At 60.0% G+C, this 24,588-nt stretch carries 23 protein-coding genes; 15 read left to right on the top strand and 8 right to left on the bottom strand.

What is annotated here, in order from left to right; all coding sequences use genetic code 11:
- Positions 1 to 239: 239 nt before the first annotated feature.
- A complete protein-coding gene (locus ACOYW2_RS27985) occupies positions 240 to 2,489 on the bottom strand; it encodes a vitamin B12-dependent ribonucleotide reductase (RefSeq protein ID WP_482768722.1) in 2,250 nt (749 codons plus the stop codon).
- Positions 2,490 to 3,055: 566 nt separating this feature from the next.
- Here ACOYW2_RS27985 and ACOYW2_RS27980 point away from each other — a divergent pair.
- The 6 genes from ACOYW2_RS27980 to ACOYW2_RS27955 all read left to right on the top strand — a co-directional run bounded on the left by ACOYW2_RS27980 (position 3,056) and on the right by ACOYW2_RS27955 (position 10,192).
- Positions 3,056 to 3,451: an acyl-CoA thioesterase gene (locus ACOYW2_RS27980; protein ID WP_482768721.1), complete on the top strand. Its 396-nt coding sequence runs from the start codon at positions 3,056 to 3,058 to the stop codon at positions 3,449 to 3,451.
- Positions 3,452 to 3,584: 133 nt separating this feature from the next.
- Positions 3,585 to 4,997 carry an MFS transporter gene (locus ACOYW2_RS27975; protein ID WP_482768720.1) on the top strand — a complete coding sequence of 471 codons (1,413 nt, stop codon included), beginning with the start codon at positions 3,585 to 3,587 and terminating at the stop codon, positions 4,995 to 4,997.
- Between the two features lie 142 nt (positions 4,998 to 5,139).
- On the top strand, positions 5,140 to 6,873 hold the full coding sequence (locus ACOYW2_RS27970; RefSeq protein ID WP_482768719.1) for a VWA domain-containing protein: 1,734 nt from the start codon (positions 5,140 to 5,142) through the stop codon (positions 6,871 to 6,873).
- 271 nt (positions 6,874 to 7,144) lie between these two features.
- Positions 7,145 to 7,609: a DUF3015 family protein gene (locus tag ACOYW2_RS27965; protein ID WP_482420906.1), complete on the top strand. Its 465-nt coding sequence runs from the start codon at positions 7,145 to 7,147 to the stop codon at positions 7,607 to 7,609.
- A 64-nt stretch (positions 7,610 to 7,673) separates the two neighbouring features.
- Positions 7,674 to 9,521: an Lnb N-terminal periplasmic domain-containing protein gene (locus ACOYW2_RS27960; protein WP_482768718.1), complete on the top strand. Its 1,848-nt coding sequence runs from the start codon at positions 7,674 to 7,676 to the stop codon at positions 9,519 to 9,521.
- A 185-nt stretch (positions 9,522 to 9,706) separates the two neighbouring features.
- Entirely contained in the window at positions 9,707 to 10,192 is a 486-nt protein-coding gene (locus ACOYW2_RS27955; protein ID WP_482768717.1) for a hypothetical protein, read from the top strand.
- A gap of 74 nt (positions 10,193 to 10,266) precedes the next feature.
- Here the strand turns inward: ACOYW2_RS27955 and ACOYW2_RS27950 are convergent, their stop codons facing one another.
- Positions 10,267 to 11,010: a hypothetical protein gene (locus ACOYW2_RS27950; protein WP_482768716.1), complete on the bottom strand. Its 744-nt coding sequence runs from the start codon at positions 11,008 to 11,010 to the stop codon at positions 10,267 to 10,269.
- A gap of 463 nt (positions 11,011 to 11,473) precedes the next feature.
- On the opposite strand from ACOYW2_RS27950, the gene ACOYW2_RS27945 reads away from it, so the two are divergent.
- The 3 genes from ACOYW2_RS27945 (at position 11,474) to ACOYW2_RS27935 (ending at position 14,631) form a co-directional block, all read left to right on the top strand.
- Positions 11,474 to 12,136: a response regulator transcription factor gene (locus ACOYW2_RS27945; RefSeq protein ID WP_482420902.1), complete on the top strand. Its 663-nt coding sequence runs from the start codon at positions 11,474 to 11,476 to the stop codon at positions 12,134 to 12,136.
- 34 nt (positions 12,137 to 12,170) lie between these two features.
- Positions 12,171 to 14,216: a hybrid sensor histidine kinase/response regulator gene (locus ACOYW2_RS27940; protein WP_482768715.1), complete on the top strand. Its 2,046-nt coding sequence runs from the start codon at positions 12,171 to 12,173 to the stop codon at positions 14,214 to 14,216.
- Positions 14,217 to 14,334: 118 nt separating this feature from the next.
- Positions 14,335 to 14,631 carry an Hpt domain-containing protein gene (locus ACOYW2_RS27935; RefSeq protein ID WP_482768714.1) on the top strand — a complete coding sequence of 99 codons (297 nt, stop codon included), beginning with the start codon at positions 14,335 to 14,337 and terminating at the stop codon, positions 14,629 to 14,631.
- A gap of 317 nt (positions 14,632 to 14,948) precedes the next feature.
- Here the strand turns inward: ACOYW2_RS27935 and ACOYW2_RS27930 are convergent, their stop codons facing one another.
- From ACOYW2_RS27930 to ACOYW2_RS27910, 5 genes are all read right to left on the bottom strand, one after another.
- The gene (locus ACOYW2_RS27930; RefSeq protein WP_482768713.1) at positions 14,949 to 15,392 is read right to left on the bottom strand and encodes a C-GCAxxG-C-C family (seleno)protein; all 444 of its coding nucleotides are present in this window, start codon (positions 15,390 to 15,392) and stop codon (positions 14,949 to 14,951) included.
- A 133-nt stretch (positions 15,393 to 15,525) separates the two neighbouring features.
- Entirely contained in the window at positions 15,526 to 16,275 is a 750-nt protein-coding gene (locus tag ACOYW2_RS27925; protein ID WP_482768712.1) for a helix-turn-helix domain-containing protein, read from the bottom strand.
- Positions 16,276 to 16,282: 7 nt separating this feature from the next.
- The gene (locus tag ACOYW2_RS27920; protein ID WP_482768711.1) at positions 16,283 to 16,732 is read right to left on the bottom strand and encodes a DUF1499 domain-containing protein; all 450 of its coding nucleotides are present in this window, start codon (positions 16,730 to 16,732) and stop codon (positions 16,283 to 16,285) included.
- A gap of 324 nt (positions 16,733 to 17,056) precedes the next feature.
- Positions 17,057 to 17,686, bottom strand: a complete 630-nt coding sequence (locus ACOYW2_RS27915; RefSeq protein WP_482768710.1) for a class I SAM-dependent methyltransferase — start codon at positions 17,684 to 17,686, stop codon at positions 17,057 to 17,059.
- Positions 17,687 to 18,206: 520 nt separating this feature from the next.
- Complete coding sequence (locus ACOYW2_RS27910) at positions 18,207 to 19,238, bottom strand: threonine aldolase family protein (RefSeq protein WP_482768709.1); 1,032 nt, start codon at positions 19,236 to 19,238, stop codon at positions 18,207 to 18,209.
- Between the two features lie 497 nt (positions 19,239 to 19,735).
- Between ACOYW2_RS27910 and ACOYW2_RS27905 the strand changes: the two genes are divergently transcribed.
- The 6 genes from ACOYW2_RS27905 to ACOYW2_RS27880 all read left to right on the top strand — a co-directional run bounded on the left by ACOYW2_RS27905 (position 19,736) and on the right by ACOYW2_RS27880 (position 23,593).
- Positions 19,736 to 20,107, top strand: coding sequence for a TetR/AcrR family transcriptional regulator (locus ACOYW2_RS27905; RefSeq protein ID WP_482768708.1), 372 nt, complete (start codon positions 19,736 to 19,738; stop codon positions 20,105 to 20,107).
- Positions 20,108 to 20,267: 160 nt separating this feature from the next.
- Positions 20,268 to 20,612, top strand: coding sequence for an ArsR/SmtB family transcription factor (locus tag ACOYW2_RS27900; RefSeq protein ID WP_180137443.1), 345 nt, complete (start codon positions 20,268 to 20,270; stop codon positions 20,610 to 20,612).
- Between the two features lie 299 nt (positions 20,613 to 20,911).
- Entirely contained in the window at positions 20,912 to 22,057 is a 1,146-nt protein-coding gene (locus tag ACOYW2_RS27895; RefSeq protein ID WP_482768707.1) for a permease, read from the top strand.
- Between the two features lie 29 nt (positions 22,058 to 22,086).
- Positions 22,087 to 22,320 carry a thioredoxin family protein gene (locus ACOYW2_RS27890; RefSeq protein WP_482414466.1) on the top strand — a complete coding sequence of 78 codons (234 nt, stop codon included), beginning with the start codon at positions 22,087 to 22,089 and terminating at the stop codon, positions 22,318 to 22,320.
- Positions 22,321 to 22,445: 125 nt separating this feature from the next.
- A complete protein-coding gene (locus tag ACOYW2_RS27885) occupies positions 22,446 to 22,817 on the top strand; it encodes a thioredoxin family protein (protein ID WP_482768706.1) in 372 nt (123 codons plus the stop codon).
- A gap of 74 nt (positions 22,818 to 22,891) precedes the next feature.
- Positions 22,892 to 23,593 (top strand): cytochrome c biogenesis CcdA family protein, encoded by a 702-nt coding sequence (locus tag ACOYW2_RS27880; protein ID WP_180137447.1) that lies wholly within the window; start codon positions 22,892 to 22,894, stop codon positions 23,591 to 23,593.
- 273 nt (positions 23,594 to 23,866) lie between these two features.
- On the opposite strand, the gene fabG is transcribed toward ACOYW2_RS27880, so the two are convergent.
- Positions 23,867 to 24,586, bottom strand: a complete 720-nt coding sequence (fabG, locus tag ACOYW2_RS27875; protein ID WP_482768705.1) for a 3-oxoacyl-ACP reductase FabG — start codon at positions 24,584 to 24,586, stop codon at positions 23,867 to 23,869.
- Positions 24,587 to 24,588: the final 2 nt, after the last annotated feature.

Genomic DNA, 24,588 nt, shown 5'->3' with positions numbered 1-24,588 from the left:
CCCCAGGAATCCGCGTGTGCCGGCCCCCTACAAGCAACGACATCGTATCCTCTTACGTCGAAGCATGTGATGCCGCCCGCACAAATCATCAGCGTTTATGTCGGGCGAAGCCCGAGCCGAAGGCGATTGCGCATTTTCCTGAGGAACGAAGGAAAATACGCAATCGCAATAAGCTTTCGAGGTGGCTCACCTCGCCGCCGGAGGCAGGCTTTGCCCATAGAAGGAAGGCTTTCAACTCATTACCCGCACTTGGTGTACCCGCAGAGGTGGCAGGTGACGCACCCTTCTTCGTGTGCCATGGCGCCGCCGCAGTCCGGGCAGGGATCATCGATGAGGGAGGGCTCCACCTTGACGCCGTTTGCCGGGCCTTTGCCTTTGAGGTAGCGTTTCTCCAGCACCCGGCCGATGGCATCGGGGATGGAGAGGACCCGGCCCCCTTTCTGGAACACGGCGTGCTCACCGCCGATGCCTTTCACCTGGTGGACGATCTCGGAGACGTCCACCCCGGAGCGAAGGGCCAGGGAGATGAGCCGACCGATGGCTTCGGTCTTGGCCGTGGTGGATTTGCCGGACTTACCTATGGTGGCAAACACTTCAAAGGGGCGGCCGTCCATCTCGGTGACGGTGACATAGAGCTGGCCCATGCCGGTGCCGATCTTGGAGGTGAAGCCTTCCAGGATCTCGGGGCGCTCCAGCACCCTGTGGGAGGGCTCGGCCGGGGCCGCCTCTTTTTTGGCGTCGGAGACGGAGAGGACCTGGTTCTCCTTGCTGCCGTCCCGGTAGATGGTGACCCCTTTGCAGCAGAGGTCAAAGGCCATGTCGTAGATGTCCCGCACCTCGTCTTCGCTGGCCTGCCTGGGCAGGTTCACGGTTTTGGAAACGGCGTTGTCCGTGTGGTTCTGAAAGGCCGCCTGCATGCGGATGTGCCACTCCGGGGAGACGTCGTGGGCGGTGACGAACACGGCCCTTACATCCTCGGGGATCTCTTCCATGTGGGCGATGGTGCCGACCTTGGCGATGCGGGCCATGAGCTCGTCGCTGTAAAATCCCCGGGCCCGAGCCGTGGCTTCAAACAGGGGGTTCACCTCCACAAGCTCGTCTCCATCCATCACCCGGCGCGCACGAAGGCGACCCAGGCTGGAAATGCCGCTGGAGCACCCGGCGATGATGCTCAAGGTCCCGGTGGGGGCGATGGTGGTGCAGGTGGCGTTGCGGTAGGCCCGTGCCTCGTCCCCTTTAAAGACGCTCTTGTCGATGTTGGGGAAGGCCCCCCGGGAGACGGCCAGGTGGCGGGAAGCCTCGTGGGCTTCGGCCTGGACAAAGCCCATGACCTTTTCTGCCAGGGCCACGGCCTCGTCCGAGTTGTAGGGAATTCCCATCATGAACAGGAGGTCGGCAAAGCCCATGACCCCCAGCCCGATCTTCCGGTTGCCCTTGACCATCTCGTCGATGGCGGCAAGGGGGTAGCGGCTCATCTCGATGGTGTCGTCCAGAAAGCGCACGGCAAGCCAGACGGTCTCCTTGAGGGCCTCGTAATCCACCCGCGTTTTGCCTCCCTGGACCGCCACGCACCGGGAGAGGTTCACCGACCCCAGGTTGCACGCCTCCATGGGCAGCAGGGGCTGCTCCCCGCATGGGTTGGTGGACTCGATCTCCCCGATCTCCGGGGTGGGGTTGTCCCGGTTGATGCGGTCCAGAAAGACGATGCCGGGGTCCCCGTTGAACCAGGCCTGGTGGATGAGGGTCTCGTAGACGGTGCGGGCGTCCAAAGAGCCCCGGGGCTCTCCGTTGCGGGGATCGATGAGGTCGTAGGCCTCCCCCTGGCGCACCGCCTGCATAAAGGCGTCGGTGACCCCCACGGAGATGTTGAAGTTGTTCAGGGCTTCGTTGTCCTCTTTGCAGCCGATGAACTCCAGGATATCGGGATGGTCCACCCGCAAAATGGCCATGTTGGCCCCCCGCCGGGTGCCCCCCTGCTTCACCTGTTCGGTGGCGGTATTGAAAATTTTCATAAAAGAGACCGGCCCCGAGGCCACGCCCCCGGTGGAGCCCACCCGGCAGTTCTTGGCCCTGAGCCGGGAAAAGGAGAAGCCCGTGCCTCCGCCGGACTTGTGAATCAACGCCGCGTTCTTCACCGCATCGAAGATCCCCTCAAGGCTGTCGTCCACGGGCAGCACAAAGCAAGCCGCCAGCTGACCCAGGTCGTTGCCCGCGTTCATCAGGGTGGGGGAGTTGGGCAAAAATTTGAATTCCGTCATCAGGCGATAAAACGCCTCGGACACCTCCGAGGGTTCAAGGCCGCCCTCGTAGTATCCTTCTGCCTCGGCAATACTGCTTGCCACGCGCTGGAAAAGCTCTTCAGGCGTCTCCTCAAGATTCCCGGCGGGGTCCTTTTTCAGGTACCGCCTCTCAAGGACCGTTCGTGTATTGTCCGATATTGTCAACATACCGCTCTCTTTCATGATTCCCTCTCGCGTTGTCGCTGTCATCTTCTCTCCGTTATTCACAGGTCATCTCAACCGAATTTTATCATGTATGCTTCCGCCGGTGTCGCCTGAAAGGGGTCGGAACCCCATGGGGGGAACCAATACACCGGACACCAGAGCAGGCAGGAGACTCAAAGAGAATCACCTCTCTTTTTTCTCTCCCATGGGCCGCAACCCGCTTTTTTTTTTACTGGATGGGTGTTGTCAGGAAAACGCCTCCGGGAACACCGGCTGTCTCTGGATGGGCTCAACTGCTCTAAATGTCATTTTAGCACAAGATATAGTGGCGTCAAGGCCAATTTACGCAGCATATAGCGGCATTGACATGGTTTGGGTCCGCTGCTATCGTTCTGAGTTTACCGAGACAACACAACCATGACTGACGGTAAGGGGATCGGGACCATGACAGGGAAAACACGCGGTACACAGCCGTTCCGGACGATGCAATCCGCCATCGTGACGAGGCCTTGAACGCCCACCCAGGCAGAGGTATCGGCCATGGCCATTCCCCCTTTGCCGAATCCCGGACTCAGGCAGCCCAGCCCCCCGCCACGCCAACGGAGAGCCGCATGAAAAACCACACCGAGATCAAAGTCAGGGGCTACCACCTGGACCTGTACGGACACGTCAACAACGCACGCTACCTCGAATTCATCGAAGAAGCCCGCTGGGCCCTTTTTGAGGAACACCTGGGCAACCTGGCGGCAAAGGGGTACTCCTTTTTTGTCGTGAACATCAACATCAGCTACCAGAGCCCTGCCACCCTGGGGGACACCCTGGCCATCGAAAGCCGCATCACCCGGTTCGGGGGCAAGAGCTGCACCCTCAAGCAGACCATGACCAAAAAAGGCTCGGGCACCCCGGTGGTGGAGGCCGACGTCACCTTTGTCATTGCCGGTCCCGATGGCCGCGCCCTGCCCGTGGAAGGGGACATCCGAGAAATGCTGGCCCCCTTTGCCGCGTAAAGGCCCAAACAAGCCTCCGGCAGAGCCGCCGGAGGCATTGGTCTTGTGTGTTTTGTTCTTATGCCGCCGCGTAACGCCCTCCCCGGGGCGGACGCCCCGTCGCCACCTGTACGCAATGGATAAATGAGCCGCAATGAAAGAGCATTCCCCCGGAAAATGGACGGTCTTCGCGCTGGTAACCACGGGCAGCTTCATGTCCACCCTGGATTCCAGCATTGTCAACGTGGCCCTGCCCACCCTCATGGGCAGGCTGAACACCACCATGGTGACCATTGAGTGGGTGGTGCTCATCTACCTCATCGCCTTTACCTCCCTGATCCTGAGCTTCGGGCGACTGAGCGACATTGTGGGACGCCGCCTGGTCCTGGTGGGGGGGCACGGCCTTTTTACCCTCTCCTCCCTGCTCTGCGCCCTCTCACCGTCCGTGGGCGCCCTCATCGCCGCCCGGGCCCTCCAGGGCACGGGGGCGGCCATGATCATGTCCTGCAGCCAGGCCCTCATCGTGGACGCCTTTCCGGAAAACGAGCGGGGCAAGGCCCTGGGCAGCATCGCCACGGTGGTTGCCGCGGGGCTCACCTCGGGCCCTGCCGTGGGCGGGTTCATTCTCACCCATTTTTCGTGGCGGATGATCTTTGCCGTCAACATCCCCGTGGGGCTCACCGTGGCGGTTCTGGCCGCGCGGATCCTCAAAGGGTCCGAGGCCGACACCCGGCGCGACGAGCCCTTTGACCTGCCCGGCGGCCTGCTCATCGCCCTGTCCTGCGGAGCGCTCTTCACCGGCCTCACCCACGCCCACGCCTGGGGCTACGCATCCTTCCGCGTCCTTGGTCTCACCGGCACAGCCATTGCCCTGGCTCTGATCTTTGTGGCCCACGAAAACCGGACCGTTCACCCGGTCATGGATCCCAGCCTCTTTAAAGAGCGCATCTTCCGGCTGCCGGTTCTCTCGGCCGTCGCCCTTTATACGGCCCTGTTCACCATGGTCTTTCTCATGCCCTTTTACCTGCTCTTTCCCATGGGCTACTCCGAAGCCCAGGTGGGCACCGTCATGACGATTCCCTTTGCCCTGCTCTTTGTGGTGCCCCCCTTTTCCGGCGCCCTGGCCGACCGCATGGGCTCGCGGATCCTCTGTGTCCTGGGCATGGGAACCCTCAGCCTGGCCCTGGCCCTGCTGGCCTGGCCCACGGAGGTCACCGCCTTTCCCCCCATCGCCTTCAAGCTGGCCCTGGCGGGTTTTGGCGTGGCCCTTTTCCTTCCTCCGAACAACACCACCATCATGAGCTCGGTGCCCGCTCCCCGGCGGGGCGTGGCCAGCAGCGTGGTGGGCGCCGCGCGAAACCTGGGCATGGTCACGGGCGTGGCCCTGGCAGGTGCGGTTTTTAACCACACCTACACGGCCCTGTCCGGGGCCAACGGGCTTGTCACCCAGGCCCTGCAGGGCCCCTTTCTCACGGCCTTCCGCTACGCCCTCTTCTGCGGCGCGGCCACGGCGGCCCTGGGCAGCCTTCTGGCCTGGCTGCGGGGGCCGGACACTCCGACCAGGTGACCCCGGTGTGATCCAGCACATAGACGGATTGAAAACCAGCCGTATAAGCTGCATCTTCACCACCGACAAGGAGGGGCTCCCTCGAAGCCCTGTCCCGGATAATTCACGAGAACACCTTACGGCTCACATCAGGAGGTCACCCATGAAACGACTCGTCCCCCTTCTTTGTCTCATGCTCCTTTTCTGGGGATGCGCGGAAACCCTGAACCATAGATCGGCTCCCCCGGACGCTGTCGAAGCAGAAAAAGCCATGCCCCCCCTCCCCACCTTCAGAATGCACGCAGACGGGGGCTCCATGTCCCGGGAGGTAAAAAGCGCCCCGGTTCGGAAACGGGGCCTTGGCGCACCCTCGGCCTCGGGACTCAAGGCCGCCTACGCCGACGACAACCGGCAGTTCAACCACTTCCTCGATTTTCTGGAGACCTACAAAGAGGTCCCCCACATCCCCGCCGACGTCAGCGAACGCATCACCCTCACGGTCCTGGACCAGAAAGGGCGCACCTTGCCGGACTGCACCGTCCGCATCGCCTTGGAAGGCAAGACGGTGGAAACCGGGACGACCACCGCCGACGGCATCTTCCGCACATACCCCGCCCTGTACGCGGGCACGACACAAACCTTGGCGGCCACATTCCGCTACGCCGGCCTGGAGAAAAAAGTGTCCCTTGATCGCAGCGGACGGCGCGAGATAACCGTCACCCTGGACACCCACAGGTCCCTTCCCGCGGCCGTGCCTTTGGATCTCCTTTTTATTCTGGACACCACGGGCAGCATGGGCGAGGAGATCGAGCAGCTGAAAACCAGCATCGACCTCATCAACCTCAACCTTTCTCAGCTCTCCGTTCGCCCGTTGATCCGATACGGCATGGTGATGTACCGGGACGCGGGCGATGAGTACGTCACCAGAACGATCCCCTTTACCACCGACTTGGAAGCGTTCAGGCAGCGATTGTCCCGCGTGCGGGCCGGTGGGGGAGGAGACACCCCCGAAGACCTGGAAAGCGCCCTGCAAAAAGGGATCGACGAGATGGACTGGAACGAGGCGGGCATCCGCCTGGCCTTTGCCGTCACCGACGCGCCGCCCCACCTGGACTACGACCACGCCTTCACTTACATGGATGCGGCCCGCACTGCCCGGGAAAAGGGCATCAAGATCTTCTCCGTGGGTACAGGAGGGCTCTCCCTTGCCGGGGAGTATGTGCTGAGGCAGCTCTCCCAGCTCACGGGGGGGGCTTACATTTTCCTCACGTACGGGGAGAGGGGGGAAAGCGACGGCGGCGCACCGGGCAGCGTCAGCCACCACACCGGCGCCAACTTCACATCGGACAAACTTGAAGCCGTTATCATCAACATCGCCCGAAACGAGCTGAACCACCTTGTGACCCAGCCGGACGAAACACACGGGGAGTACTTCGAAGGGGTTGCAGGCGGCCAGAAGCCCGACGAGGTCACGGCAGAGCTCTTTGAAAAAGCCGTGGGGCAGCTGGCGGATTACGCGGCCATCTCCCTGTCGGGGAAACCGGCCACCGCCGTCCTCCCCCTGGCCTCGGAACTCTCCGGCCCGGACGCCTCCTACCTCACCTCGGCCCTTCTCATTGCCGCCACCCGCCACCCCCTTTTCACCGTGGTGGAGAGGGACAACACCTCGGCCATGGTAGATGAGATCACCCTGGGACTTTCCGGGTTCGTGGACGAAGAGACCGCGGCAAAGGCGGGGCGCCTCACCGGTGCCGAACTGCTCATGGCCGGTCGCGTCGTCATCTCCGGTTCCAGGGCCGATGTCATCGTTCGCCTCGTTCGCGTGGAAACCGGGGAAGTACTCTCCGCCACCAGAATTCTCATGGACACCTCCCTTCTTCCGTCAGCCTGGGATTGACACCGGGAGCCGACAGCGCACACAAGGCATGGCGCGATACGTGATATCAACAGCGAATCGCGCCATGGCGCATCAATTAACATTTTTTCACGGATGTGATTTATTTCATAGAATCCCGACGAATAATTTACTATGAATGTACACTTCATTGATGATCAAGGATTCCTCTTCAAACCTGAACCCCTATCTTACTGGGTGGACTGGGTCTTAACCGGAGAGACAATCATCGGTGAAGGTATGACAATGTAATGATTAGTTGAAAGGAAACATCATGAAGAAATGTATTGTAGCACTGGGTGCCCTTCTGCTGGTTGCCGGCACCTCTTATGCGTCCACCGTCAGCGAAAACTGCGGTTGCGGCCTCGGCAAAGAACTCATCGGCGAAAAAACCGGTCTTGCCTGGAACGTCCTCGGCACCTCCCTCAACGGTACCAGCGGAAACCAGACCTTCGGCATCTCCTCCGGTACCCTGGGTTGTGACAAGCCCGAGAGCTTCGTCAGCAACGAGCGCATGGACGCCTTTGTGGCCGACAACATGGACAGCCTGGCTGTTGACATCGCCTCCGGCAACGGCGAGAGCCTCGACGCCCTGATGGAAATTGCCCAGGTATCCGGTTCTGAAAAGGCCGCTGCATGCCAGGCCCTCCAGGCAAACTTCGACACCATCTACCCCACCGTCGACGTTGAGCACGCTGCTGTGTCTCAGTCCATCCGAGGCGTTCTTGCTCAGATCTAGCACAACATCCGCATGGAATTGCCCCCGCCCTTCGGCATGGTATTGCTGCCTGGCGGGGGCTTTTTTGCTGCTTTTTATCGCCCTGGCCCCGGCCCCGCTGTTCGCCGAGTCACCGGACGCGGGCACGGAGGCACTCGTGCGCATCGCCCGCGAACGCAAGCTCTCCGAGAACCCGTACTGGCGGACCCTGCTCCACTGCCCCGTGGGCCTGACCCCGTACCGGAGCTATATAGACGACCCCGCCTTCTTCCTGGCAGAGACGGGAAAGACCGATGCCGACGCAGAGCTCACCGCCCTGATCCGCACGTTTTTCACGGGCGAGGCCCCCGACGACGTCCCCCTGTGCCGCTTCATCGCCCGATACACCTGGGTATACGACCAGCTGTCCGATGTTCTGGACACCCCGCCCCTGGTGTGTGAGGAGGCCGCAAGGCTCCGGCCCTCATCGGCCACCCTGATCTTTCCCACCTATCATCTCAACAACCCGGCCTCCATGTTCGGTCACACCTTTCTGACCATTGAGACCGACTACCAGGCACCGGTGCTGGCCGACGCCGTGAACTACGCGGCCCTGCCCGACAGCCAGAACCCCATCACCTACATGTTCAAGGGCATCGTCGGCTCCTTCAAGGGGTATTATGCCATCCTCCCCTATTACAAAAAAATCCAGGAGTACGGGGACATGGCGCAGCGGGACATCTGGGAGTACCCCCTGACCCTCACCCCGGAAGAGACCCGGCGCATGGTCCTTCATATCCTCGAGCTGAAGGAGAGCTACAGCTACTACTATTTCTTTGACAAAAACTGCTCCTACATGCTCCAGTTCCTGCTGGAGACGGCCCGGCCCGGTCTCTCCCTCACCCATGAAAAAGGGCTCACCGTCATCCCCATCGACACCATCAAGGCCATGCAGAAAGCGGGCCTCATCTCCGAAGCCAGGTACCGCCCTTCCCTGGGAAGCCGCATCCAGGCCGGTGTACGGCGCCTCTCCAAATACGAGGTGGGCCTCGCACAAGACCTCAGCGACGGCACCCTGCCCCCGGCAGACTTTCTCGCCATGGAGCTTCCCGATCGCACCAAACGTGTCACCCTGGACCTGGTCACCGACGTCACACGCTACAGGCGCGCCAAGAAAAAGCTCTCCCAGGAGGAGTTCAGGCCCCGGTTCCTGGGTACCCTTAAGGCACGCAAAACCCTGGGCAAGGGCAGCCCCGAAGAAAAGGCCGTGCCCGCCCCTCCCGAGCCCACCACGGGCCATGATGCGTCACGTGTCTCCGCCACCTTCGGGGTCCGCGACGGGGACAGCTTCGAAGAGCTCGCCTTTACCCCGGCCTTCACCAACCTGCTCACCACCGACTACACCCGGCGCGAAGGCGTCCAGATCGAATTTTTGCACACCCGGGTCCGCTACGACAACGAGGACAAGGAGCTGGATCTGGAGGCCTTCACCGTCCTGGACATCCTCTCCCTGTCCCCCCGAAATGCCTTTATCCGGCCCCTCTCCTGGACTTTCCACGCCGGGTACGAAAAACGGATGACCGAAACCGGAGACATGAAAGGCGCCTACTCCCTGCGTGCCGCAACGGGAATGAGCTGGAACCTCTCGGACGAGAGCCTCTTTTTCATCCTGCCCGAAGCCGAACTCCTCGCCTCCAAAGGCCTGGACAAAGGGGCCTCCGTGGGGCCCGGGCTCCGGACGGGGCTCCTCTTCTCCCCCACGGACCGATGGCGCATGCTTCTTTCCGGCAACATCACCCGGCGCATGCCCGACGACACCACCGAAACCCACGCGGCCTTTGAAACCAACTTCACGGTAAACCGCAACAACCGCATCGGGCTCTCGGTCTCCCGCACCGACGTCGAGAGCCAGCACGCCTGGGAGACCAGCCTCTCCTGGCATCGTTATTTTTAGAATAAAAGGGTAAGTTGCCCCCGGCAGGGCCGCCGGAGGCAACTGAACAGTGGCGCCGTACATTGTACCCACCGGCCGTCACCCGGCGTCAACATCGGCAACACATTGCGGTCCTTCCGGCTTCCATGGTAGAGTGAAAAATCAACCACTTGCCATCCATCCATTCACCCCACACCGGTGCGCCCATGAAACCACACCCCCGTCGCCGTCCCAAGCCAGCGTGGCTCCTTGCCCTCTACAGGCAAAACGACCGCTATCAGCTCCATCCCATTGCCGTGCATATCCCCAACGGCATGGTGCCGGTGGCCGGAATATTCATGGCCGCAGGCTGCCTCTTTCAGATCCAGGGCCTTGTTTTTGCGGCTTACGTAAACCTGGCCGTCATCACCCTGTCCATGCCGGGGGTCATCCTCACCGGCATTGCCTCCTGGCAACACCGGTACAAGGGTGCCACCACCGCCCTGTTCCGCACAAAGCTGGTCTGCAGCGTCCTGGTCCTTGCAGGTGCTGTCCTGATCCTTCTCTTCCAGGCCCTGTACCCGGTAAACGTGCACCGGCTCACCGGTTCGGCAAAAGCCCTTGTGGCGGCCTACCTCCTCCTGCTGGTTCCCACCATCCGTGCGGGTTCCCTGGGCGGCAAGCTGGTCTTCGGCGGCCGAAAGCAGATATAAAAAAAGGGGGAACGCGCGTGTACGCACATCCCCCCAAAATTCACGCGGCCCGATATGGGCCGTCACCTGCCGCCTTACAGGGACGAGAACATGGACACCTTGGGCTTGACTTCCACGGTCTGCATTTTGGCCAGCCCGTCGGCCAACGCCTTCTGGATCCGCTTCTCGCTCCAGGGATTTCGCAAGAACGAGAGGGTGGTAAACCCTTCGGCCTTGGCCTGGAACACGGCATCCCCCTTCTGGTCCAGGATCTGAATCCCCAGAACGACCCGATAACGTTTGAAGAAAAGGTACTGGTCCTGATCCTCGATCTTGAGGTTGGCAGACAGGAACGCCTCCTTCCTGTTTTTGCCCTTGAGCTCGTTGACCACCTTTTTGCGCAGGGAGGTCCCGGCCATAATGTGGTGGAACTCACGGTTGGAGGTGGCCGGGTGGACCCACTCACAGGTGAGGCTTGAAAGCAGGGCGTCCACCTGGCTGTTTCCGGTCTTGTAATCCTTGATGCGATCGAGTTTTTTTGCCCTGCGCTTGTCGGTTCTGAGGTCAAACCCGAAAGGCTCCAGGGCCTTTCTCATCTCCTTGTACGTATCCATCCCCAGGCTGCCAAAGGAGTCTCCCCCGGCAACCTGCTTGGCAAGGTCGATGACATCGGCACCGCCGTCGCTGGTCACCTTGTAGTGCCCCACAAGAACGGGAACATGTTTTTTATCCATCCAGTCCGCGTCCTTCTGGACCCAGGTGGATGCGCAGCCTGTCAGCATCGTGCCTGCCACCAGTACCGTGGCCATGGCCTTCCATCTTCTACAGCCGTTTTTCACAACAAACCTCCGAAATCCCATAAATAAGGCATTCATCTACGGCCCTTTCCCACCCGAGGGCCCTTCACGAAAAAACGTTCCCCGGACGCCTGGCTCCCCGTTTCCCCTGGGTAAGCCGAGGTATGGCCACAGGCCAATCTTCTGCCGGGGGTAACATCACCCCGCCGGATATATACATGCGGTTCTTCAGTAAAAAAAGTTAAAAGAAGGCCAAAAAAAGTACTTATAGGCACGGCAAAGCCCCTTGATTGACGATTGACTCGGCACTTCTTTTTGTCATATAAGCTATGATTATTTTGCTAAAAAGATGACGTAGAGAATCATTTCAGGCAGGTACACTGTGCGCCGTCCCAAAGCATGAGTCATGAAGGAACAATGTATTACTCCAATCACACCGTCTCCTCGACACAGGAGGATCATGGTGGTGAATGATCTGAAGTAAGAATCGGACAAAGCGGTTTTCATGAATATACTTGTTGTCGAAGACGAACAGACGGATTTTATCCTCATCAAGCACGCCATTGAGCAATTGGGCGCATCGTACACCGTCCTGCACGCCGAAGGGTGCAGGGAGGCTGTCCAAACCATCCACGAAACCCCTGTTTCCCTGGCCCTGGTGGATATCCTCCTGCCGGACGGAGACGGCCACAAGATCACGACTCACCTGCAGAGCCACAACATCCCCTTTGTCATGGTCAGCAGCAAGTCCCTGCCCGAATCCGTGGTGCGCTCCCTGAAATCGGGGGCCGAAGACTACATCCGTAAACCCTTTGACATCGCGGAGCTGGCGGCACGCCTGGAGTGTGTCCTCAGACGCACCCCGGAGCCCACCGCCACCACGGACGATGAGGCGCTCCCCGGTGCCGCCGCCCTCGACATCGACTTCACCCCCATCGAGCACCGGCTCCTTCACCGCCTCCGCCTGCGGTTCGACACCTATGTTCCCTCGGACGAACTCATCGAAGCGGTCTGGGGAACCGCAGGCCTGGAGACCTCCAAAGGGGCTCTGAGGACCTACATCTCCCACATCCGGAAGAAACTCACCCAGGCAGGCATCCCCCTTGCCATTGTGAGCAAATGGGGGCGGGGGTACAGGCTCTCCCATACCGACGGCTCCGACGCATGACCCGCACCGGGCAAGGCGCCCCCGGGACGGCCCCATGAAACTCTCCCTGAAAGTCATCAGCATCTTTTTTGTCAGCGTGCTCTCCGCCCTGATGGTCATGGCGGTCATCGGCATCAACATCTCCATCAGGCAGTCCACCCGCAATCTCAAAGAGGCGGCCAACATCGCCCTGACCTCCATTGCCACCACCCTTTCCGAAGACATCGGCACGGGGTTTTCCCATGTAAAAGAAATCGCCGAACACCCAACCGTGGCTGCCCTGCTCACCACCCCAAAGGCCCACAGGAGCGAGGCACTGCTCCAGGAGGTCCGAGACCTGTGCCACCACTACCGGCAATTCAATTCACGCTTCAAGTATGTTTACCTCGGCACCCGGGACGGGAGCCTCATCGTGGACAGGGAAATTTCCCTGCCCCAAGGCTACACCCCCATTGTCCGGCCCTGGTACACCGGGGCCCTGGAAAAACCGGGAACCCCCTTCATCAACGACCTGTACAACAGCGTACCCGACGGGCTGGAGATCACCTCCATCTCCCTGGCCGTCAAAGGCCCATCCGGAGAAATCGCCGGGGTGGTGGGGGTGGACTTCCTGTTCTCCCGATACCATACCATCATGCAGAACCTGGCCTTTGAATCCGGGTTTATCGTCATCACCCACAACAACGCCTCCCTCATCGCCCACTCCCAGGACCCTGCCGCAGGCTATACCAGCCTCTCCACACCGGAGAACAGGGACCTTGCCCGGGCCAACACCGCCGTGAACGGGGAGACCGTCATCATCCACGGCAAACGGTACACCGCCTACACACGGCAGATGGACCGGTACGACCTGAAGATCCTCACCTTTGTCTCGGAAGCCACCCTCCAGGATATCCGAAAAAGCTACATCCTCCTGTACACCCTCACCGCCGGGGTGATTCTTCTCATCGTGGGCATCACCGGGTCCCGCCTGGCGCGGAACACCCTGGCCGTGGAACAGGCCTCCATCCGGGCCAAGCAGGACTTTTTTAAAAACATGAACCACGAGATCCGAACGCCCTTGAACGCGGTGGTGGGGTTCATCGATCTCCTCAGTGAAACGCCCCTGGACCGGAAACAGAAAACCTACGTAAACCACACGCGTACGGCTTCCAAGCACCTGGCCGGCATTGTCAACGATGTCCTGGATATCTCCAGCATCCAGGCGGGGAAATACCGCATCGTGGAGCAGCCTTATCTCTTCCACGACCTCATCGGCCATATCGTGGCCCTGGTGGAACAGACCTTAAGGGGAAAAGACGTTCGCCTCCACGTTTCCGCCTCATCGGAGATCCCCCACGCCATGAAGGGGGACAGCATGCGCCTGAAACAGGTGCTCTTCAATATCCTGCAGAACGCCGTCAAATTCACGGACAGCGGCATCATCTCCCTGCGTATCGGATGCAAGGCGCAGGAGGACCGGATCTGCCTGGAGTTCACCATCACCGATACCGGATCGGGCATCGCCCCGGAGAACCTGCCCCATATTTTCGATGAGTTCACCCAGTTTGCCGAAACCAACGTCCAGGGGACCGGCCTGGGGCTCACCCTCACCCGCAAACTGGTGGAACGCATGGGGGGCAGCATCTCCTGCACCAGCAAGCTGGGCAAAGGGACGCGCTTCACCTTTTTCGTGGTTCAAAAGGCCGTGCACAAAAGGTCCGGGGCGCACCCGGACAACCGCCCGGACGTCCCTGCCGTTGCCCCCCTTTCCCAGAGCTCTGTCCATGATTTCACGGCCCCGGGGGTATCGGTCCTCCTGGTGGAAGACGATCCCCTGAGCCGCACCATGGTCTCCGAGCTCCTGAAAGGGCACCGCATGGAGGTCCACACCGCCGAGACCGGCAGGGCCTTCCTGGACACCATGACCTCGGGCCGCACCTTCGACCTTGTCATCACCGACATGAAGCTCCCGGACCTCAACGGCCGCACCGTCGTGAGACGTTTGAGGTCCCATCCGTCCCTTGCCCTGCCCCCTGTCATCGCCTTCAGCGCCGTGGACACAGAAGAGAACCTGAGGCAGATCCTATCGAAAACCCATCGACATCGTCACCTTTCGTAAGACGCTGCTGGCATGGATCCCCCGTGAACGCGTCGTCACCGGGGCCCCCCGACCCAAGGCACCTGCCCCCCTTCTTGCCGGAGAGACATGCCGGGAAAAATACGGCACCGGGCTCTATGTGAAACTGCTGCACGTTTTTTTGGAGGATCATCGGGAGGGCATACGGATCATGGAGACCATGGCCAGGGAGGAACGATTCTCCGATCTCGAGGTCAGGGTCCACCGCTTCAAGGGCGCCCTCCTGAACATCGGCGCCCCAAAGACGGCGGCCATAGCCGAATCCCTGGAGCACAGGCTCGAGGCCGGGGAAGCCATCGGGATCGATGAGCTGGCCCCCCTGGCCGGGGAGACGGCCAGGGTCATGGAGGAGGCCCGCTGCCTCCTGGCCGCCTTGGAAAAAGAAGCGGAAACGTAACCAGAACAAGCCTGCCTTCCATGGTTAAAGTCGAATGAACCACAGGATCAAGAGAGCTCAGCAAAAGCAAAAACGATGCCTCCGGCGGCGAGGGTGGTGAAGCCACTTAGGCAAAACACCTCGAAAGCAGGTTGCGAATGCGCTTTCCCCTTCGTTCCTCAGGGAAAATCACATTCGCTGTTGTTTCAGATGAAACTGAATCTGTTTATTGAGCCCGTCGTTATGAAATCCGGCAAAAATTTAGCCCCGGCAGGGCCGCAGGGGGCCTGCTTTTTTTCACCCACGCTGCCCACAGAGGGCAAGCTGGCCAACACCGGTCACCCCCGCGCCAGTATCGCGTCCAGGCGGAGGACCGCACGGGCCACGAGCTCCTGCACCCGTCCTGCGGCCCGGATCGCCGCTTTGCCCTCGGGGGTGGAGGGGTCAACCCCGCCGTTGAGGGTCTTGCAGGCCAGGGCCCCGTGGTCGGCAACAAACCCGTCTCGAAAGGCGTCCACCAGCCCCCTAACCCGATCCCGAGCCCCGGGTTCCGCGATGGTGTCGGGACCTGCTGCAAGTCCTATCACCAGGCAGGCCGCGGTCATGACTCCGCAGGTCCCGCCTCCGGCCCCCATGCCCCCGGCAAGGCCCGATGCCAGCTTCAGGGCACAGGCGTGCCCCAGCCCAAGCTCTTTTGCATAGGTGAGCAAAAGGGCCTCGGAACAGGAGTACCCGGCCTGCAGATAATCCGTGGCAACGGCCACGCGCGTTGATGTCGTCATGTCTCCCCCTTATGGTATGTCAATTCTTATGCACAGACGGCCTGGCCCCCGAAACGGGCCCCGGACCATGCCCTCAACCCTGCACCACGACGGGTGCACCTGTATTGGACAAATGCGACTTTTTCCAGGGAGGTCAGGCCACGCACTGTGAAGGGGAATAATCGGCCAGGCTGAGGCACTCGCGGATCAGGTGGGACTGGTCAAAGAAGCCGCAACGAACGGCCACGTCGGCGGCGTGGGAGGTGGAGAGGTGCCCCAGGGCACGGGAGAGCCGGAACATGCGGGCAAGATGCTTCGGGGGCACCCCGATGCGCTCATCAAAGAGCCGCTCCAGATGGCGCCGGCTCACCCCGCATCGGGCGGCCAGATCCTCCATGCCCATGCGCGCCGCCCTCGACGGCAGATCGGGCAGGCCGGCCGTTGCCACCAGCCCGGGCATAGGATAAAAAGGCGTCCCTGCGCGCCTCAAAAAAGGCATTGAACCGATGCGCGTGAGCCTCCGGCGCATCGCCCCTGTCCCGGGCCACCGCCTCCACGCCCCAGGCCCTTCCATTCCCCAAGTTGCGTCAAGAACCACGCACTGCCCGGCAAACTCCATCTGGGGCATGGAGAGAAAGGGGAATACCCCGCAGGGGCAAAACCGAACGCAAAAAAGCCTCAGGTCGCCGTCTGACCCAAGCTCCACCCGACGCGACATGCCCCCCAGAAGAAAAGAAGAGGACACCGTAAAGGGAGCGCGCCCCTGAACGCTTACGGACACGGGATCCCCCAGGTTGAACACCAGGGCCACCCCGCCGAAGAGCTCAAGGGAGGTCTCGCCTTTCAGGTGGCGATACGAAGAAATAAAAGGTGCGAACTCCGAAGGGGGGTCGATGACGGCCATGGGCACCTCAACGGGACACGCTGTTTTTCAAGCGTTCCACGCGCTTCCGGTTGACGCCGAAGTCGCTGTACCCCGTGCGGGAGGCCGATCGGAAATGGATGGTGCGGCTGGCCTCATCGATATGCACCTCCAGGTCATCCACAAACCGGAAAAGGGCGGAGCGGACCTCGGCATGGAGGTAGGTGTCGGTGCGGGTCACCAGGGTGACGCGGGGGGTCTTCTCAAGGACCGAAACAATGCGCGCCATGGCCTCGGCAGGGGAAACCGTTAGTGGCAGGGGAGCAATCCCATGGGTGTCGTCGTCGGCCTGGGAGGAGACGCAGTTGGGCGAATCCGGGCAGGGGGACAGCCTGCCCTCCATGACGCCCAGGTTATCGGGCTTCTTCCCGGCAAAAAGCGAGCACCCTGAAAAGAGACAAAGGGCAACGGCGCCAAACACAAGGGCCTTGATGGTCATGGGAAACCTCGTGATTATCGGATAGGGTGATACGACACGTAAGCGTAACCCGGGTGAAACGATACAAGCACCAAAAAACTGCCTCCGGCGGCCCTGCCGGGGGCCAAACGTTTGAAAAGTTTGACAAACAGATTTTATCCAATTTCTCCGAAGCCTTCGCGAATGTCCTCGTCCTGAGGAACAGAGGGCAAGGAGCATCGCAACTGTGGGTCCGGGGATCATCCCTAGCAGCAGGAGGCACGCTTTTGAACCGACTTTAGCCATAGAAGGCAAGCTGAATAGTTACAACCTGTCGGAACAGGGGCCCTGCCGGGCCTATCCGGGCTATTTGCGAACAAACAGAAACATGTCTGTGGTGATGCTCCCGTCCGGCTCCGGGTAATCGCTCAGGTGGGTCTCCTCTACGGCAAGGTGATTCTCGGCAAGCCAGCCCTTCACCGCCTCGGGGTCGTGGTAGGTAAAATGAAGCTTGCGGCCCCCGGAAAAACCGGCGGTCTCGTACCCGTCTTTTTTTCCCACCATGAAACTCAGGTAGAGAGCGCCCCCGGGTGCCAGGCAAGAGGCAACCTCCGTGATTACGCCCCGGGCCTCTTCAGGCGAGATATGCACGATGCAAAACGAGGCGATGACCACATCAAAGGTGCCGAACCCTGAGAGGTCTCGGATATCCCCCACCCGAAAGCAAAAATCCCCTGACGGCATATGGGCTTTGGCCAGGCCCACCATCTCGGCAGAGAGGTCGATGCCGGTGACGGACGCCTTTTTTTGGGCCATCAGCACGGCGTTGTTCCCCGGGCCGCAGCCGATGTCCAGCACCGCGGCCCCTTCCGGCACATAGCTGTCGCGAAAACGGATCATCATCTCCCGGTACGGAGCGTAATCCATGAACTTGTCCGCGTAGGCAGCCGCGGAGTCATCGTAGGTGGAAATGGTGGTCTTGAGGCGGGATGTCATAACGGTCTCCGGGCTAAGGGCTAAGCGGCCAGGGCTAAGGGCTAAGGGCTAAAATAGCCGAATGCATTCAGGTGTCAACTCAAACAACGAAACGTTAACACGAAAACCAACGTTTGTTTTACTTATGCCTGCGGGGGCTGAATGTTTAAAAAAGTTGTAACTATTCAGCTTGCCTCCGGCGGGTCGCTTTTTTGAAAAAAAGCTCCGCAAAAAACTTTTCGGTAGAAAGGTCAGAACAGTCAGAATCACTGGAATTCATGGCAAAGCTGTCAAAGCCTGTTTGTCAAACTTTTCAAAAGTTTGGCCCCCGGCAGGGCCGCCGGAGGCAAACATAAGCTGAATAGTTACAAAAAGTTGAACACGCAGACTTAAACATTCGGCTTGAGTGAATTCCGGTTTAAATGCGGATGTGATTTGACCCGAGGACGAGGGGCAAAACGCATCCGCAACCTGCTTTCAAGGTGGCACACCTTGCCGCCGGAGGCAGCTTTTTAGCGGCACGGAACCGTAACCTTAGATATTACGCAATGGCTTTCACAGCCTCGGCAAAGGCCTGAATCTCGTTCTCCGTGGTGGCAAAGGAGGCCATGAGACGGACCTCGTTTGTCTGGTTGTTCCAGACATGGAAATGAAACCGCTGCTGGAGAGTCTCGATCATGTCAGCCGGCAAAACGGCAAAGACGGCATTGGCATCCACGGGCTGGGTAATGGTCACCCCGGGGGCTCCCTTTAGGCCGTCTGCGATTTTTCGTGCCATGGCATTGGCGTGGAGGGCGTTGCGTCTCCAGAGGCCGTCCTTTAAAAATGCCTCGAACTGGGCCCCCACAAAGCGCATCTTGGACACAAGCTGCATGCCCTGCATGCGGCTGTACTGAAAGGCCTCGTCAAACTCCGGGGTAAAAAAGACAACGGCTTCACCAAACATCATGCCGTTTTTGGTGCCCCCGAAGGAGAGGAAGTCCACCCCGGCGTCTTTGGTAAAGGCTGGGAAATCGAGGCCCAGGGATGCGGCGGCGTTGGAGATGCGGGAGCCGTCCATGTGGACCAGGAGCCCGTTGTCATGGGCGTACTCGCAGATGGTTTTGATCTCATCCACGGAGTAGACCGTGCCGTACTCCGTGGTCTGGGTGATGGAGACCACCTTAGGTTGAACCCTGTGGTAGTCCGGCTCCCGCTCCACCCAGGGCCGTAGCCCTTCCACGGTGAGCTTGCCCTGCTCCGAGGGCACCGTGATGAACTTGCTGCCGGTGAACCGCTCCGGCGCGCCGCATTCGTCCATGTGGAGATGGGCGCAGTCTGAGATAAGCACCGCCTCAAAGGGCCGGGTCACGGCGTCGATGGAAAGGATATTGGCGGCGGTGCCGGTCATCACCAAAAAGGCGGAGGCCTCTTTGCCAAAAACCTTTTTGAAGCGTTCCGCGGCCACGGCCGTCCAGGGGTCTGTGCCATAGGCACCGGCCGTGCCTGCGGCAGCGGCTGCCACCGCTGATACAATCTCTAGGTGAGCCCCTGCATGGTTGTCACTGGCCAGGCTGATCATCTCGTCTTGCATCTACATCTCCTTCCATACATCAACACGTCCCGGTGCTATCACACCGACATTTCAAGTTCATTGGAAGAAAAAAGGTACCCCCCGGAACACCCGTTGTCAATGGGACAAAAGCCAGGCAGCAGGGTCAACGCATTTACACATTCAGTTGCCTCCGGCGGGTCGCTTTTTGAAAAAAGCTCCGCAAAAACGTTCCGGTAATAAATAAAACCTGTTTATCAAACGTTTCAAACGTTTGGCCCCCGGCAGGGCCGCCGGAGGCAAAAATCTACATGCGTTAACCTTGAGCCAGGTAGCACAAAGCATGCTCACCGTAGGGGACTCTGACCGGACAAGGCCTTTGAAGCACCCCGGTACGGAAAACGCCCCCATGGAGACACCCCCCAGGCCCCGCCATCTTGCATGGGGGTCGTGTTTTTCCTGCGCGCCCGGACACCGGACTCCGTTGTGTGACCCCATACCCGCTCTCCTTTTCTGGTTCATATTGTCAATTTAAAAACATGACCCCATGTTCACCCCTGTTTGACAGCATCCCCCCGGGTGTGGGAATAATCGGCAGGTCCATTCACTACTCGCAAAGGAAAAAGAGCGCACATGAACCAGGGGACGCAGCAAGCAAGAAAGCCTGGACACAGACAAAAGACAAGATCCTCAAGGCCGCTGAGCGCCTTTTTTCGGATAAAGGCTTCCACAAGACCAACACCAAAGCCATCGCCGCCGAAGCCGGTGTGGCCACCGGAAGTGTCTATGCGTACTTCAAGGACAAAAAGAGCGTCTTCCTTGAAACTTACGGGACCGGCGCGCCGGGCATCGAACAGGATCGGCTGCTCGACGCCCTTGCCGACATGGTTACGCGGTACGTTTTTCGATGAGGTGGGTCCCCCTGTCACATGACGCCTCTGGGCCACAGACGATAAGTCCGCTGCGGAACAGGACATTCGGCGTCCGTTTTTTTTCCATTGTGTGTTGACATAGAGCCACTCAAACCATATATTGCCATATAACGATATATCAGCCATCAGGGAGAACCCGATGAAACCGTTTATCAAAGTGATGAAAGCCCTGTCCGACCCCAGCCGGGTGAAGATCGTCAAGGCTCTGCAACATCGGTCTCTTTGCGTTTGCGAACTGAAAGAAGCCCTGGGCCTGGCCCAGTCCACGGTGAGCAAGCACCTCAAGGTCCTGGAAGAGGCCGAATTGGTGAGCTTTGAAAAAGATGGGCTCTGGGTCAATTTTCAGCTGAACCGCCAGCCGGGAAACACCTATGCCGTGGCCATGCTGGACCAGGTGAGCGACTGGCTCGAAGCCGATGCGGACATCCGGGAGATGCTGGACAGGCTCCCGGACATTGATCGGGAGTTCATCACCCGGGGTTGAGGGGTCTGCCAAATACCCATGAGTGAGTGGGGAGGGCACCGACCCTCCCGACGATGATGGCAGCACACCGCTTCGTTATGCTGAAAGGACCTGTTTTTTCCTTGGGGCATGACAGGTTCATTCGTCCCAAAGCCCGGGGTTTTATACCGGCTCTGCGGTTTCCCGCGGGGCGGAATGGCACCAATTACATCGCCAAATGGCAATACATAGAATTACAAACCCGGCGGTCACACACGCTTCGCGTCCATGAGTTCACGGACCACCCGAGCTTAGCGTCCCCGCCACCATGGATGTCTGTTATGAAAGAACGCACCAAATTCATCTGGATCGCCGGCCTCTACCTCGCCGCCTACCTCATGCCCTGGGGCTCCCCCACCATTCGCCAGGCAGGCCTGGAGGCTTTCATGATGCTGCAGGAGTACGCCCGGCAGCACGTCCTCACCTGCCTGGTCCCGGCCTTTTTCATTGCCGGGGCCATCAGCGTCTTTGTCTCCCAGGCCTCGGTCCTGAAATACTTCGGCGCCCAGGCCAGAAAGGTTCTCGCTTATTCCGTGGCCTCTGTCTCCGGGGCCATCCTGGCGGTCTGCTCCTGCACGGTCCTGCCCCTGTTCGCCGGAATCTACGCCCGGGGAGCGGGCATCGGTCCGGCCACGGCCTTTCTCTACTCCGGGCCAGCCATCAACGTGCTGGCCATCATCCTCACCGGCCGGATCCTCGGATGGCAGATGGGCCTTGCCCGGGCCATCGGGGCCATCTGCTTTGCCCTGGTGGTGGGGGCCCCCCACGGCCTTTTCTTCCCAGCCACCGGCCCCATGCACCTTCCCGATGAAGAGGAGAACCGAAGCCTTGCCCAGAACGGAATCGTCATGGCTGTCATGGTGCTCATCCTCGTCTTTGCAGCCTTTGCCAAACCCGGCTCCGACGAAGGGGTTGTGTGGCAGACCCTTTTCGGGGTCAAATGGTACCTGACAGGAGGCCTTCTGCTTCTCCTGGCCTGGCTGCTGAAAGCCTGGTTCGACGCCGAAGAACGCACCGACTGGGTGGAATCCTCCTGGGGGTTCATGAAGCAGATCTTTCCCATGCTGGCCATCGGGGTCCTGGCCGCAGGATTCCTCCTGGGGCGCCCCGGCCACCCGGCCCTCATCCCCGAGGCGTGGATTTCGGCCCTGGTGGGTGGGAACTCTTTTTCCGCGAACCTGTTCGCCTCCCTCTCCGGCGCCCTCATGTATTTTGCCACCCTGACGGAGATCCCCATCCTCCAGGGGCTCATGGGAGCCGGCATGGGCAAGGGCCCGGCCCTGGCCCTCCTGCTTGCGGGACCGGCCCTCTCCCTGCCCAACATGATCGTCATCAGCGGCGTCATGGGCGTAAAGAAAACATCCGTCTTCGTAGCCATCGTGGTGGTGATGTCCACCCTCGCCGGCATGATCTACGGAGCCATCTGACACGTGCAAATCAATAAAAGGAAAAAACCATGATCATCAAAGTCCTCGGTCCCGGATGCACCAAGTGCAACAAAACAGAAGCCATCGTCAAGGAAGCCGTTGCCGAAGCAGGAGTTGACGCCACCGTGGAAAAAGTCACCGACCTTCTGGCCATCGGGTCCTACGGCGTGTTCGGCACCCCGGCGGTGGTGGTGAACGAAGAGGTGAAAAGCGTGGGCAAGGTGCCCAAGAAAAAGGATGTCATCAAATGGCTCACGGCCTGATTCCGAGGTCTTGCTTCGTCCCTCGTCACCTGCGACCGAATCAACCGTCCGGTCCCCTCGCCGCCGGTGACGAGGGAAAGACCTGTCCGCACCCGCTCTGAACCACTCACCCATGGGGGAAAACCATGAAACGACTGATTCTCGTATCAACCGTCCTGCTGTGCCTTGCCGCAACCCCGGCCCTTGCCGACACCACACCCGCCACCGAAGTACCGGCCAAAGGCATGGTCACCATGCTTGACCTGGGTGCCCACAAGTGCGTCCCCTGCAAAATGATGGCGCCCATTTTAGACGAACTTCAAAAGGAGTATGAAGGAAGGGCCGCCATCGTCTTCATTGATGTGTGGAAACACAAAGATGTGGCAAAAAAGTACGGTATCCGGGCCATTCCCACCCAGATTTTCTACGACAAAAGCGGCAACGAAGTGAAACGACACGTGGGGTTCATGGACAAGAAAAGCATTGAGGCGGAGTTGAAGAGCCTCGGTGTTCAGTAAACCGCGAGCCACCGCCTGCACGCCGCAGGCAAGGATGTTCAACGCAGTTTAACCATGAAAGGTAAAGGCCCCTGATGCTCTACGACCTTCTCACCACCGTCAACACCTGGATGGCCGGCACCTTCGGGCTGGCCCTTTTCGGCTGCTTTCTCTGGGGCATGATCAGCGTCATCCTCTCCCCCTGCCACATGGCCTCCATCCCCCTGATCATGGGGTACGTGGCAGGCCAGGAAAAAGCCCTCCAGGCCCGGAGCGCAGCCCGATACGCCGTGGTCTTTACCCTGGGACTCTTCATCACCATCGCCCTTCTGGGCATCGCCTGCACCCTTCTGGGCCGCATGCTGGGGGACGTCAGCCCCTACTGGACCCTGCTCATGGGCGGCATCCTCATCTGGGTGGCCCTGGACATGCTCGGAGTGGAAGCCTGCGCCATGTCCGGCGGAGCCCTCTCAAAACTCCAGGTCCGGGGGCTCTTCGGGGCCTTTGTCCTCGGCCTTGCCTACGGTATTCTCTCCGGTTCCTGCACCTTCGGATTCATGGCGCCCATCCTGGCCGTCATCACCATCCAGGAAAAAATCGCCGCAGGGATCCTTCTCGTGGTCGCCTTCGGCATCGGCCACTGCGTCCCCATTGCAGTGGCGGGCTCCAGCACCGCCCTGATCCGTCGCCTCCTCACAAGCCAAAGCTTCCAGAGCGGAAGCCTGTGGTTCAAAAAAGGAGCAGGGGTCATCGTGGGGGGCCTGGGGTGCTATTTCATCGTAAGACCTTTTATTTAAGTTAAAACCATGAAAAAGCCTGCCTCCGGCGGCCAGGGGATAATCCCCTGAACCCCAGGTTGCGGATGCTCCCCCTCGTTCCTCGGGGTGAAAGCATCCGCGAAGATGTTCACAAAATGCCCCCAAACCTGTTTGTCAACCGATCTAATCGGCAATGTTTGGCCCCCGGCAGGGCCGCCGGAGGCACAAGATTTCATTAAACAAAAAATCCCCTCCGCCGGAAACAGGGCGGAGGGGATTTCTTATAGGGGAGACTGTATGTGGGAGCGTATCTTACAGCCTCAACCCGCCGTTCACAGAGAGACAATGCCCCGTGATAAAGGAGGCCTCATCCGACGCCAGGAAGAGGCAGGCGCTGGCGATCTCTTCGGGCTCACCAAGACGGCCCAGCATGGTCTTCCGGCGAATGGGGTCCAGCACTTTATCGGGAACGGTCTTCATCATCTCGGTATTGATGTATCCCGGCGCCAGGGAGTTCACCCGCACGTTGGCGCCTTTTCGGGCAAACTCTTTGGCCCAGCTTTTGGCCATGGCGATGACGCCCGCTTTTGTGGCGGCGTAATTCGTCTGACCGACGTTGCCGTACTCGCCCACCACCGATGAAATGTTCACGATGGAGCCTGTGCCCTGGTCGATCATCAGGGGGCCCACCAGCTGGGTGAGGTTAAAGACCCCTTTCAGGTTCACGTCACACACCAGGTCCCACATCTCTTCCGTCATCTTCTGAAGCAGGGCGTCCCGTGTGATACCGGCGTTGTTGATGAGCACATCGACCTTGCCGAATGTCCCCACGATATCCTCCACAAAGGCTTTGAGGCCTTCCCGGTCGGTGACGTTGCAGGTGTATCCGAAGATGCCTTCGCAGTCGTAGTCGGGCTTGGTCATGTCCACCGCGATGACGGTGGCGCCTTCTCTTGCAAAGGTTTCTGCAATGACGCGGCCGATGCCTTGTGCGCCACCGGTGACGATGGCTGTTTTTCCACTCAATCTCATAT

This window comes from Desulfoluna sp. CLI2B (assembly GCF_056847375.1).
This window is presented reverse-complemented; position numbering and strand designations above follow the sequence as displayed.